This window comes from Evansella sp. AB-rgal1 (genome assembly GCF_041820985.1).
Lineage (GTDB): Bacteria > Bacillota > Bacilli > Bacillales > Salisediminibacteriaceae > Evansella.
Genome location: NZ_JBGUAU010000001.1, coordinates 136,677 through 149,610 on the forward strand (window position 1 = coordinate 136,677; position 12,934 = coordinate 149,610).

13 protein-coding genes and 1 other annotated feature are annotated in these 12,934 nt (G+C 36.2%); of the genes, 3 read left to right on the forward strand and 10 right to left on the reverse strand.

Going from position 1 to position 12,934, the window contains the following annotated elements; genetic code table 11:
* Positions 1–80: 80 nt before the first annotated feature.
* Both ACERII_RS00730 and ACERII_RS00735 read right to left on the reverse strand, forming a co-directional pair.
* Complete coding sequence (locus tag ACERII_RS00730) at positions 81–287, reverse strand: YuzI family membrane protein (protein ID WP_373639479.1); 207 nt, start codon at positions 285–287, stop codon at positions 81–83.
* Between the two features lie 142 nt (positions 288–429).
* Positions 430–1,263, reverse strand: coding sequence for a DUF2268 domain-containing putative Zn-dependent protease (locus tag ACERII_RS00735; protein ID WP_373639481.1), 834 nt, complete (start codon positions 1,261–1,263; stop codon positions 430–432).
* A gap of 117 nt (positions 1,264–1,380) precedes the next feature.
* Here ACERII_RS00735 and ACERII_RS00740 point away from each other — a divergent pair, with 117 nt between their 5' ends.
* Complete coding sequence (locus ACERII_RS00740) at positions 1,381–2,100, forward strand: Crp/Fnr family transcriptional regulator (protein ID WP_373639482.1); 720 nt, start codon at positions 1,381–1,383, stop codon at positions 2,098–2,100.
* Positions 2,101–2,112: 12 nt separating this feature from the next.
* Here ACERII_RS00740 and ACERII_RS00745 read toward each other — a convergent pair whose 3' ends face one another.
* The 3 genes from ACERII_RS00745 to liaF are packed head-to-tail and all read right to left on the reverse strand — an operon-like array spanning position 2,113 to position 4,708.
* Positions 2,113–2,736 carry a response regulator transcription factor gene (locus ACERII_RS00745; RefSeq protein ID WP_373639483.1) on the reverse strand — a complete coding sequence of 208 codons (624 nt, stop codon included), beginning with the start codon at positions 2,734–2,736 and terminating at the stop codon, positions 2,113–2,115.
* A gap of 6 nt (positions 2,737–2,742) precedes the next feature.
* Positions 2,743–3,894, reverse strand: coding sequence for a sensor histidine kinase (locus ACERII_RS00750; protein ID WP_373639485.1), 1,152 nt, complete (start codon positions 3,892–3,894; stop codon positions 2,743–2,745).
* Positions 3,887–4,708 (reverse strand): cell wall-active antibiotics response protein LiaF, encoded by an 822-nt coding sequence (gene liaF, locus ACERII_RS00755; RefSeq protein WP_373639486.1) that lies wholly within the window; start codon positions 4,706–4,708, stop codon positions 3,887–3,889. Before liaF ends, ACERII_RS00750 begins: the two co-directional genes overlap by 8 nt.
* Positions 4,709–5,347: 639 nt before the next feature.
* Between liaF and ACERII_RS00760 the strand changes: the two genes are divergently transcribed.
* Positions 5,348–6,325: an LCP family protein gene (locus ACERII_RS00760; RefSeq protein ID WP_373639488.1), complete on the forward strand. Its 978-nt coding sequence runs from the start codon at positions 5,348–5,350 to the stop codon at positions 6,323–6,325.
* Positions 6,326–6,423: 98 nt separating this feature from the next.
* Here the strand turns inward: ACERII_RS00760 and fabF are convergent, their stop codons facing one another.
* The 4 genes from fabF to ACERII_RS00780 form a co-directional block, all read right to left on the reverse strand.
* Complete coding sequence (gene fabF / locus ACERII_RS00765) at positions 6,424–7,662, reverse strand: beta-ketoacyl-ACP synthase II (protein WP_373639489.1); 1,239 nt, start codon at positions 7,660–7,662, stop codon at positions 6,424–6,426.
* Positions 7,663–7,722: 60 nt separating this feature from the next.
* Positions 7,723–8,655: a beta-ketoacyl-ACP synthase III gene (locus ACERII_RS00770; RefSeq protein ID WP_373639490.1), complete on the reverse strand. Its 933-nt coding sequence runs from the start codon at positions 8,653–8,655 to the stop codon at positions 7,723–7,725.
* Positions 8,656–9,072: 417 nt separating this feature from the next.
* On the reverse strand, positions 9,073–9,504 hold the full coding sequence (locus ACERII_RS00775; RefSeq protein ID WP_373639491.1) for a hypothetical protein: 432 nt from the start codon (positions 9,502–9,504) through the stop codon (positions 9,073–9,075).
* A gap of 118 nt (positions 9,505–9,622) precedes the next feature.
* Complete coding sequence (locus tag ACERII_RS00780; protein ID WP_373639492.1) at positions 9,623–9,952, reverse strand: hypothetical protein; 330 nt, start codon at positions 9,950–9,952, stop codon at positions 9,623–9,625.
* A 373-nt stretch (positions 9,953–10,325) separates the two neighbouring features.
* Positions 10,326–10,580, forward strand: a binding site (T-box leader).
* Positions 10,581–10,667: 87 nt separating this feature from the next.
* On the opposite strand from ACERII_RS00780, the gene ACERII_RS00785 reads away from it, so the two are divergent.
* On the forward strand, positions 10,668–11,924 hold the full coding sequence (locus tag ACERII_RS00785; protein ID WP_373639661.1) for an MFS transporter: 1,257 nt from the start codon (positions 10,668–10,670) through the stop codon (positions 11,922–11,924).
* Positions 11,925–12,428: 504 nt separating this feature from the next.
* Here ACERII_RS00785 and ACERII_RS00790 read toward each other — a convergent pair.
* Positions 12,429–12,881 (reverse strand): Lrp/AsnC family transcriptional regulator, encoded by a 453-nt coding sequence (locus ACERII_RS00790; protein WP_373639493.1) that lies wholly within the window; start codon positions 12,879–12,881, stop codon positions 12,429–12,431.
* Between the last annotated feature and the right edge of the window lie 53 nt (positions 12,882–12,934).

Genomic DNA, 12,934 nt, shown 5'->3' on the forward strand with positions numbered 1-12,934 from the left:
CCCTTACACGATTGATTTTCTTATGTACAGTATGGGCAGGTGAAAACTAGTTTATTCCAGTCTTTTGCATTCTTTTTCCATTATTTCTTATGAAAGGGTAAATATATCATTCCCCACACTAAAAACAGACCTGTCAAAAATATATAAAACTCAAGTCTACCAAGCAAAAATAATCCATATTCTTTTATCGTAAAACCAACAGTAAGAAGGTTTAAATAGGCGACGATACTCACTCCACCAACAACAGCAAGTCCAAAACCAATAAACAATAAAATAAACCTTGTCACGACTATTTTTCCCCCTTCCTCCTCTCGATTGAAAAAGAAACATCGACAACATAAATGAAAGAGCAAATTGGAAGTAAAATCCCGTTTTTTTTTATACTATGAAAGGTAGATAAGAAAAAAGAACAAATTCTATTACTTTGTTCTAGTTTTTCTTACCATCTATTTGTTCATAAAACTTTGAATTAAGGTAAATATCCTTTGCTGGTATTTTTAATAACTCAATCGTTGTTTTGTTTGGAAACTTTTCCATATAGGAAGAAACAATTTCATACCCAGTTGCATACCCAAGCCATTTCGGGAATCCCTGAATACCACCAAACAGATATGGGAGATGATTTTTTCTACCTCTTACATCCATTCTTTCCTTCAATGTTCTTTTCCACCATGTTAAAATAAAATCTTTTTTATAGATTGTCATCCATGGTGTCACATATCTTTCACCTAGATTTCTTTTTACTTCCCATTCCGCCAACCCTTCCATCAACATAGATTCTAGTAAAGTAACACTCTTTTCATCGTTTTTTTGATAATATAGTCTACATGCATGATGATATTCATGTAAAAGTAGCGCCTTTCGGTTGGACAAACTTACATCTTCATGAAAAAATAATAAGATAAAATCAGGAAAAGAAATTCCGTTTTTCCCCTTTAACACTTTTTCTAGATTCTCATTATGAGAGTTAATGGGAAATATAAATACATCCACATCAGGACCTTGAAAATCTGTTTTTATTTTTTCGTAAAATGATACTAGTCCTTTACTCGGATAATTCTTTTGCCATGAATCCCATTCATCCTTTGTAGATGTGATTATTGGAAGCATTCCTTGTTGATATAAAAAAGGCAACCATTCCTCTTTTTCCCACTTAGGATAATGACTCATCAACCTTTGAAAAGGAGGGATCTTTTTTAACCCTCTATTAGACACGCCTTCAAACAAATGCTTTAACCATACTCTCGTTTGGATGATAGGCATATAAAGACAGACTCCTTTCCTTTTTTATTAAAAGTGATTTTCATCACATTTATGTTTCTATTTCTATGCTATGCTCGTAGTATATGTTTGCTCCAATAATAGGTGAGGAGGCTAAATATGAAGAATCTAGAGTCCTCAAATGAAAATTCCTCATTCCTTAACCAGTTAACGAAAGAAGACCAACATATTCTATTACTTCATGGAACTAAAATTACGGTTAGAGAAGGATCCATTCTTTTTTTTGAGGGAGAAGAAGCGAAATACATTTATCTCCTTCGTCAAGGTCAGGTGCGTTTAAGTAAGATGACAATCGAAAATAAAAAGTTTTATCTTCACCTAAAACAAAAAGATGATATTGTAGGGGAATTTAGTTTGTTTAACGAGATGAGTTTAAGTATGACTGCAGAAGTAATTACGGAAGCAACTCTCATTCGTTTTGATCGAAAAAACCTAGAAGCATTGTTCACTCAAAATGGGGATATTGCGGTCGCATTCATTAAACTTTTTGCAAAAAATACACAATCAACTCAAGCCAAGTTCTCCGATTTACTGTTGTATGGAAAAACAGGAGCTTACTATTCTATGCTCATTCGCTTCGCTAATTCATATGGTACACCTCATCCTAAAGGGGTTCGAATTTCAATAAAGTTAACGAACCAAGACCTAGCCTATTTTATCGGCACTAGTAGAGAGACAATCAATCGAATGTTTAATGACTTAAAGAAAGAAAATATTGTGGAAATAGATAAAGGGAATATCGTAATTAAAAATATCGAATACTTAAGAAAGCATCTCCAATGTGGGAAATGCCCTCTCCAAATATGTACTATTTCTTAAACCATTTACATGTTATGTTAAATGGTTTTTATTTGCGTAAATAGCTGCTTGTGTACGATCATCTAATTCTAATTTAGCTAAAATATGACTAACATGTGTTTTTACTGTTTTAATTCCAATAAATAGTGTTTCACTAATTTCTTTGTTTGATTTCCCATTTCCTATAAGAGCCAACACCTCTTTTTCCCGATTGGTAAGCTCGTGATGCTTTGGTTTCGTATGCATATGCTGAAACATCTTTTGCGTCACTTGTCCTTGGAAAGTAGGCATTCCATTTTTCGCTTTCCTAATAGCGTCTACGATTTCATCTGCACTAGAGGTTTTTAATAAGTAGCTAAATGCTCCTGCTTCCATTACAGGAAAAAGCATTTCATCATCGAGATAACTAGTTAAAACAATAATCTTTATTTCATCGCTAGCAATATTTTTTGTTGCTTCAATTCCATTCATTCCGTCCATAAGTAAATCCATTAGAATGACATCTGGTTTAAGCTCTTTTGCCTTCTTAACCGCTTCTAAACCATTAGATGCTTCCCCAACGATTTCAATATCATCCTCTATACTCAAGAACGTTACTAGGCCCATTCGGACCATGTCATGATCATCTACTATTAGTAATCTAATTGATTCACTCATAATAGATCACTCTCCTTCTCTGTCTTTATCACGTACAATTGGAATTCGAAATTCTAGTTTTGTTCCTTTATTTGGATAGGAGATGATGGAAAAATGTCCTCCAATTTCAACAATTCTTTCTTTCATTGAATGAAGTCCGTAGCTGACATTTTGCTTAGTAGCCATTTTCTCCATATCAAATCCAACTCCATCATCCTCTAAAATAAGGTGCAAACGATCTTTTGAATACCTAGATTCTATCTGAACCTTGTTAGGGTTCCCATGCCTTAACGCATTTGAAATCCCTTCTTGAATTACACGAAATAATTGTTCTTCTACTCCTGGTGGTAAGTTGGGAAGGTCTGAAAGCTCACAAAGAAAATGTAAATGAGGATGCTTCCTTTTTAACTCGTCAAATATTGTACTTATCGCTTGCTTCAATCCTTTTCCTTCTAATGTAACAGGACGTAGATGCATAATAAGCGCTCGTAATTCTTGTTGAGCATGATGAACCATTTTTTCTGTTTGTTTGAAAACAAGCTTTGCCTTCTCTGGCTTCGAATCTAATAATTTTGGCATAGCACCAAGTGACATAGACACCGCAAATAACTCCTGACTCACGGCATCGTGCAAATCCCTTGCTAGTTTTCTTCGCTCTTCTAAACTCGCAGCACGCTCCGCCTCAGAAATTAATTGAACATTTTCATCTAACACTCTACGCATAGAAACAATTTGTTGCTCCACATCTTTCGTTATATCATTAAATTCATCAGCTAATTTTCTTAACTCATCGTCTCGATTCATTTCTATTGGTTTCCTACTAGCGCCTCTTTGAAATTGCTTTAGTTGGTGAATTATATGTGTAAAACTACGTTTAAGCGATGTTCCATAAGCATAGGTCAATATCCAAGCAGTTCCCAAGAAAACGATAAAAAAAATAGTTAGTAAACTTAGGAATGGAGTTGGATTAGTAAAAATAGTTCCTAAAGGTACTTCTCTATTAAAGAAAAATATGTCAGGAACAAGAGTTTGAAAAATAAGAAGAAAGAGAATTGTTACAAGTAAAGCTGAAATAGAAACTTTTACTTGTAATCTTAATAAATCCCATAGTATTCCCTTTAACCCTTTCTTCCGTTTTCTTTCAACTTCCAATCTCTTACCAATTAGCTTCTTAATCAACGGTCAATACCTCCACATCACCAATGTTTAGATTTACATGAAGGATGACCTTTTTCTCTGCATCATGAAAGTTTGAACTTGTATAACTCGCATTTTTGCCTGTACCTGAATATTGATCATCGAATAATTTTACTTCACCTAGTTTTACATTAACAATAGCTTGTATCGGCATATCCCGTGGAACTAATATTTCTACATCGCCAATCCAACCACGAATGTCTAGATAGTTTTCACCTTCTTTTAATATCGCCTTCGTTAAATCTATATCTATGTCTCCTATCGAAAGTGATATATCTGCCCCATCTAATTCAAACGGTTGTTTTCCTAATGAAATTTCACCAAGAAACGTATTATGCTTTACTCGATTCTCTTTATTTTTTTTATAACTGTTTTTAGACTTTTTTCCTTCCTCTTTTCTCCCCTCCTTCTTTTCCCTGTCAAAATCAACGACAATATCCACGTTCCGATCAAAGATAATTTTAAACCCAATGTAAACGACCAAAAGTGGCCATGTCCAACTCCAAAGATCAGAAATACTAAATATAAACCATCCTGCATTATTACCTAAAATAATTGTACCCATTGCAAGAATTAATGCACCCCAAAATGCTTTTCCTACATGAAACTTACTTCTACGAAGTCCATGAAAAAAGTAAATAAGACCCTCAAAGAATACTTTTATTCCTATTAAAATAATTAGAATTGGCCAAAATGTAGAGAAAATACTCGCTGCATCAGTATCGATAACACCAGTATTTGAAAGTAAAAAAATTACTCCTGTTGCTAAAATTAGTATTCCGATAAAATTTTTCATTGATAAACTACTCCTTTTCTTGTAAAAGAAGGATTAATCCCTCCCTTACATTTTAGCCTTTCGTTTTCTATTCGCCAATTAGTTTTTCATATGATTGTACTTTAATCATACATTTCTCCACACTTTACATAAACAGACGGCAGACTGTTGCTTTCTAAGTCTTAAGGCTGATTTTCTAATAAAGACTTTCTTCATAGGATAAAATCCCCTACATACATAAGCAAGAAGAGTGAAGCGAATTAAATATATAAGCTAATAAGAAAGGTGCGCATACCTTATTTTAATAGGGAAGATCAAATATCCCCCATGGTGTATGAAAATACGTTATTAGTTGCATTAGTAACATCAACTGTATATGGAATGAACGTAAGCCCCGAGACTCCAGTGGGAAGTAGAGCTGGGGCGAGACCCCGCAGAGCGCTTGCGATCGAGGAGGTTTGCCAGATCCCCACAGGACAGCGAGTGGGCTGAAGTGAATGGAATATCATCCAACAAAATTAGTATCACTAGATAATCTGATACCCGTATTTTCAGGGTAGACTTATTAAAAATCGACTAAACTTACTACTAAGCATTAGTTGTCTGTTAAATTATTAATCTATATCTGATATAATCACTAGTATTAGAGGTGACTGGCTTATGAAAAAAACAACTATAACATTAAAAATGAAAGTACTAATCCTGATATTACTATTATTTATTCTCGGCGGCGTTGGAACAGCCGCTTGGATCCAAAATGATTATCAAAAAGCAAGAAATGAATCAATACGCCAGATTGAAGAGAGTGGAAAAACTGTCTCTGATAGAGAAAGCATTGAATTTAATGCCCCATCTTCTTCCGAGGAAGTTTCCGATTTTATTAACGTTTTACTAGTGGGATTAGATGATGACGATCAAGTAGCAAGAACAGATACCATTATGATCGCACAATATCGACCTAAAGACGGGGAAGCAAAACTCGTATCATTAATGAGAGATATGTATGTTTCCATCCCTGGCTACAGAGACAACAAACTTAACTCTGCCTTCGCTTATGGAGGATTAGAGCTTTTGAGACAGACAATTAAAGAAAATTTTGGTATTAACCTACATTATTATGCTCAAGTAAATTTCGATGGATTTGAGAGAATTGTTGATACAGTGGCACCTGATGGGATAGAAGTAGATATACCACGAAGAATGTACTATCGAGATGGTCCTCTCGTTATTGATTTTCAACCAGGAATTCAAACACTAGATGGAGATGCTGCTTTAAAGTATGTACGTTTTCGAAGTGATTATCAGAATGATTTTGGGAGGGTTGCTCGCCAGCAAGAAGTGCTTAATATATTGAAAAACGAGTTATTAAGTGTCTCTGGAGTAACTCGAATTCCACAACTACTAGGTTCCATCGAACCATATTTTCATACAAATGTGGAAACATCAAAAATGCTTTCCTACGCTAGAGACTTATTCTTAAATCCGGTAGATAAAATAGATATGCTAACTATTCCTTTACAAGGTGAATATTATGATCAAACGTATGATCATGCAGGTGCTGTACTAGAATTACATTGGGATACTAATCTAAAAACTTTACATGAATTTCTGAAAATGGACGAAGAACTTATTGAATAATAAAAATATAGGGTGTGTCTAGATCATTATCGTGACCATAGACACACCCTCTTTTTTTGAAGGACTCCTATTTTGTAAACAATAGGCAATTTAAGTTATTATTGATATTTCTTAAAAACTAATGCCACGTTATGACCACCGAAACCTAAAGATGTACTCATAACAGCATTTACTTCTTGATGACGCGCTTTATTCGGTACGTAATCCAAGTCACATTCAGGATCTGGTGTCTCATAATTCATAGTCGGAGGTATAACCCCTTCTTGAATCGCCTTAACAGAAAAAATTGCTTCTACTGCACCAGCTGCTCCTAGTAAATGACCTGTCATTGATTTAGTAGAGCTCATAGCTAATTTGTATGCATGCTCTCCAAAAACTGCTTTAGCAGCCGCTGTTTCATATTTATCATTATATTCTGTGCTTGTACCATGTGCATTAATATACTGAATGTCCTCAGGGTTCATATTTGCATCCTTAAGTGCTTCTTTCATTGCTCTAGTAGCACCTTCTCCTTCAGGTGCTGGTGCTGTAATATGGTATGCATCACCTGTTGCTCCATACCCACAAATTTCTGCATATATATGAGCACCGCGTGCTTGAGCTGATTCCAGTGATTCTAGTATTAAGATACCTGCCCCTTCTCCCATAACAAAACCGTCTCGATTTTTATCAAAAGGTCGGCTTGCTGTTTTAGGATCGTGATTTGTAGACATTGCTTTCGCTGAACTGAATCCTGCTAAAGCCATCTCTGTTATAGGAGCTTCGGCGCCGCCAGTCACCATGACATCTGCGTCACCACGTTGGATAACCTTAAACGCATCACCAATAGAATTTGCCCCTGATGCACAAGCTGTAACAGTACAAGAGTTTACCCCTCTTGCCCCTAATGTGATCGATACTTGTCCTGTAGCCATATCTGGGATCATCATTGGTACGAAAAATGGGCTTACTCGTTTATGCCCGCGCTTTTCAAAATTACGGAATTGTTGCGTGAATGTTTCCATTCCTCCAATTCCAGAACCAATCCATACACCTACTCGATGGGAATTTTCATCGTCAATAGTTAAGTTAGCATCTTTAACTGCCATTAGTGCACTGGCAACTGCAAATTGAGTGAACCGATCCATTTTTCTTGCATCTCTCGGGTCCATAAATTTACTTGGATCAAATTCCTTTGCTTCTGCTGCAACAGTAGTTGGAAACTGAGCTTCTTCATATTTAGATAATGTATCTATTCCTGATTCACCATTTATAAGACGCTCCCATGTTTTGTTTGCATCATTAGCAAGAGGCGTTACCGCACCTATACCTGTTACTACTACTCTACGTTTTTCCATGTTAAACGATCTCCTTTCAAATCTATATACGGTAAAAAAAATAAGTTAGTTTGCTACTATTTAGCGACCCCATCGTAATGTAACTGCACCCCATACGAGACCCGCTCCGAACCCAACTAAAACTAATAAATCTCCGTCCTTAATTTTACCGTGCTCTATCTCATACATTAAAGATAATGGAATAGAGGCAGATGAAGTATTTCCATAATAATCAACAGTTCTAGACATTTTTTCTGTTGGAAGATCTAGTCTTTCACGAGCCGATTCCATGATACGTATATTTGCTTGGTGTGGAATAAGGAAATCCACATCTTCTTTCGTTAAGCCTGCTTTTTCCACGACATTCATGGACGACTCTCCCATTTGTCTAACAGCGAACTTGAAGACTTCTCGGCCATTCATATGAAGAAATTCTTTCTGTTGAATGTGTTCGCCACCTCTGCCGTCTGCTCCGAGTTCAAAGGATAATATTCCACGGTCATCGGAAACCTGCCCCATAACGATAGCCCCGGCACCATCCCCAAAGAGTACAGCTGTATTTCTATCTTGCCAATCTACTATTTTTGATAATTTTTCTGCGCCTATAATAAGAATATTTTTATAGGCACCTGTTTCTATGAATTGCTTCGCGGTTACCATTCCATATATAAAACCCGCACAAGCTGCGCTTAAATCCATTGCTGCAGCTTTATGAGCACCCAATTGATGCTGAAGCATTGATGAGACAGAAGGAAATGCCTGATCTGGTGTAACCGTAGCTACAAGAATAAGATCTAAATCTTCCCCAGTTAAATTAGCGTCTTCCAATGCCTTTACAGCAGCTTCATAAGACATATGAGAGGTATTTATATGATCAGGAGCGATTCTTCGCTCTCTAATTCCTGTCCTTGTGCGAATCCACTCATCATTTGTATCTAGCTTTTTTTCTAAGTCAGCATTTGTTACAATGTTATCAGGTACGAATTTACCTATCCCAATAATCCCTGCGTTCATACCGTTTTCCTCCTTGTTTTCCCCATAAATCTGTTCATCATTATACTTAATATTATGACCTAGTACTAAAGAAAATGCAATGTTAAGTTTTTTTGTTTGAGTAGGGTTCCCCCCAATTTATAATGGATTATATTACACCAAGTTCTACCTCTGAAAAAACGTGTGTTAGTGCTAGTCAAACTTATCTAGTATTACTAACTTAGTTGGGAATTACTCCATCGCTTCAGTCCACTCCTTTTCACCCAAGGGGACATGTTCGACATCCGTTCATGCTTCACTGTGTCTTCTATGCTGTGGGGAGTTGCCGAGCCTTTACTCTGCTTTCCACTGGATTTCCGTGGAGAATAATAGTTACAAAAAAAATTCCGCCCTATCTTAAGACGGAATTTCTCACTTTTCGTAATAGTATCTTTCCGGTTATCTATGACCGTGCCCGCCAATGGTTGGGGCATAGTCCGGTCCGTAGTTTGGACCGTAATTCGGTCCGTAATTTGGTCCATAATCTGGACCGTAGTCTGGTCCGTGCTGTGGTCCATAACTCGGTCCGTAACTTGGTCCTAGTTGTGGTCCATAACTTGGTCCTTGTTGTGGTCCGTAACTTGGTCCATAGTTCGGTCCATAGTTTGGTCCATAATTCGGTGGTGGCCCATAGTATGGTGGTGGAGCTGTTGGTCCAGGATGATTTGGTCCTGAAAAAACAGTAGCTAACAATCCGCCACCAGCTAAACCTGCAATAAATGGTAAAACAGGTCCGAACCGTTGATGTCCACCTGGATGGTGATGATGGTGGTCTCTATATTGCCCAGGTTGGTTTCTATAAAATCCATGCTGATGCATCGGTGAATACACGAATACAACCTCCTTTTCTCTGACAGGTCTTCTGTACCATTATATGAGGACATTCACCTCTGTGTACCTGTCCAGTCAGGGAAAAGGGGGGGAACTAGGCTTACTACACATAAAAAAGTTATTCGCCTAGATTATCTGATAAGGACCCCATTAATTCCTCAAACATTTTCTCTACTCTTTCTTTAAGTGCTGCTTCTTTATTGTTTTTCGGCTCATGTTTTTGAAGTTCTTCAAATGTCTTTAAGAAGTTATCTATATCCTTCGATCCGATTTGAGATATAGCTACATAACATAAAAGTGTAACATTTGGTTTTTCCTCCTGATGAAGAAAACTAAGTAAAGGCTCTAGCAATTGTTTTCCTTTATCATATTGTTTGTTATGTACTGCCTCATATCCATCCATCACGCGCTGGGCCATTTTATGTATTGCTTTATTTTGTTCTGCCATTACATTCCCTCCTTTCTTCATCCTCTTCTATCATGACCTCTTGAAAGGGAAAATGCAAATGATACTATGTTTGTTGCGGTCTAGGCTGCATAATACGTGTTATCAAGCTGCCTAAACTATCTAGTTTAACAACTTTGTTTGTATTCCATTCGCTTTCCACAAGTGCGACATACGTTCATTCTTCACGGTGTCTTCTATGCTAGGTCCGAAGTCTCACCTCTGCTTTGCATCTCATAGGACTTTGAATAAGCTTCCTTGAAACCACACCGCACGCAGAAAAAATGAAAAAGGTTGCGACTGGTTCTATGATGATAATATCTATATGTACTATCATGAATGTTGATGCTATAATATGTAAAATATTAAATAATTTACATATGCGATGATGAGAAGAGTAAATTAAAAAGTTTCTTTACAGAGAGCTCCGAAAGCTGAAAAGGAGTAAGAAAATTTTTATTGAAACAAGCCTCTGAGCACTACATTGGAACCTTATGAGGGGGATGGTGTAACGGGAGCTCCCGTTATAGAGCTAGGGTATAAGAATATTAATGCCGTACCTGATAAGGTTAATATGGTGACATATTAATAAACTGGGGTGGCACCGCGATTTTTTAATCTCGCCCCCAAGACATCTTTCTGTCTTGGGGGTGGGATTTTTTTATATGTTAAAAAAAGAAAGTAATAAAAATAGAATTTAGGAGTGAGTTTGATGAGTTTGAAACACTTGGTAGAATCCTGGAAATATCCTTCTATTTTATTACTAGGTATAGGAGTATCAAATTTAGGTGCGTGGGTTTATTTAATCGCACTCAATTTATTGATATTCGAGATCACGGGTTCTCCTCTTGCCGTAGCTGTACTTTATATTCTTATACCTTTAGCAACTATGTTTACTAATTTTTGGTGTGGTAGTATTGTTGATAGACTTAATAAACGAAATGTGATGATATTTCTTGATATTTTTAGAGCACTCTGCTTATTTCTTGTACCTTGGTTACTAGATGCATCCTTATTATTATTGTATATAATTGTCTTTTTGATTAATATGGCAACATCAATGTTTAACCCGACATCGATGGTTTATATTACAAAATTAATTCCTTCCGAACAAAGAAAGAGGTTTAATTCTCTAATCAGTTTAATTGATTCTGGAGCTTTTCTGTTAGGTCCTGCTCTAGCGGGAGTGCTTTTCATAATTGGTACACCTGAACTTGGTATTATAATTAATGCTATTGCATTATTTTTATCAGGTTTAATCACATTACTTATGCCTAATTTAGAGAAACAGTCACAAGCTATTAATAAGGATGAGGAGAAGTTATCAATCCAGTTATTGATGAAAGATTTTCAAATCGTGATGAATTTCAGCAGGAAGAGCGTTTATATCATGCTAGTTTATTTTTTGTTTAGCTCAGTTATTGTTATGACTGCTGCTGTTGATTCATTAGAAGCTGTTTTTGCAAAAGAAGTTCTTAGTTTATCAGATAGTGACTACGGTTTCTTAGTTACCGTTGCAGGTGGAGGTATCATTGTTGGAGCGTTTATTAACACACTTTTTGTTAAGAAGATTGCAATTTCATTTATGATTGGTTTAGGTTCCACATTTGTATCCGTTGGTTATATCATTTATTCATTTTCAAATTCGTTTTTTATTGCTGCATTAGGTTTTTTTATTCTTGCCTTTTCTCTTGCCTTTGCCAATACAGGTTTTCTTACTTTTTATCAGAACAATATTCCTGTTGATGTTATGGGGAGAATTGGTAGTTTATATGGATTAGTCGAAGCAACACTTATTATAATATCGACTGGTATTATAGCGCTTTTGGCACAAGTTATTTCAATTCAATTTGCGGTTATTACTGGATCTTTGGTTATGTTGTTAATATCTGTGATATTATGTACATTGAATTTAAAATCTTCAAAAAGTAATTATTATCAACCCACTAGACTTGAAAAACTAGAGGTAAACTAAGATTATTAATGATTGGAACGGACGTTATCTCCTTCAACAAACGGAAGCGCGCGACAAGTTCTGTTATAAGCGCTTTCTAGCGTGAAAAACAGGAAGTTTACAAGATAAACTTTAACTTTACAACGGAGGATTGGAATGATGGAACCATGTTTCCTGAAACAATCCCATCAACACTCCTGCGTGCGTCATGAATGACAGTTCATTGGGTTCGAAGCACAGGTGGATTCGGCAGAAGGAAGGCTAGAGCCATTCCAATGGAAAAGGTATGCTAACTTATGCCGCATGGATGAAAAACTAGATAAGGTGAGAATGTCGTTGTATAGAACTTGGGAAGCAGGAAACTTTGAAACAAGGACTGTCATCCGAAGCGTTTGTAATAAGGCAATGCCGAGATACATTTATTCTTGTGAAAGTTTAGTGGAACAAGCTCCCTATATTTTTATATAATGCTACTATCTTTATGGAAGCTTGTTACCAAGCTGATGTGCCAATTCATGAAAGTTATTACATAAAGGAGCCTGTTCCTTTTATTTTTGGCTCTGTTGATACTTGTGAGAAAATAAAATGTGTGACTGTTTGTGCGTAGGGGTTTACCTCTTCTATGAATTGCTCCGCCTTTGAAAAGGTATCAAAGTGCATTTTAAGCATATAACACGCATTACCTGCTATGCGATAACAGAACTGTACGTTTGGGAGCATTTGAATAAAATTTTTAAAATTTTTGTAATCACCATTTTTAACGGTAGCCTCTATTATACATTGAATAGGCAGACCTAATTTGTCGTAATCAATTTCCAAAGTGTATTTCTTGATAATACCGTATGACTCCATTTGCCTAACACGTTCTGTTACAGAAGGAGAAGATAAATTTACCCTCCTTCCAATCTCACTCATAGATAGGCGACTATTATTATGCAATTCATCTAATATCATTCTATCAATATCATCAATTTTCATTCTTAAAGGTATCCCCCTTTTATTTGTTTGATCATTTAATGTTTAAGTGAATT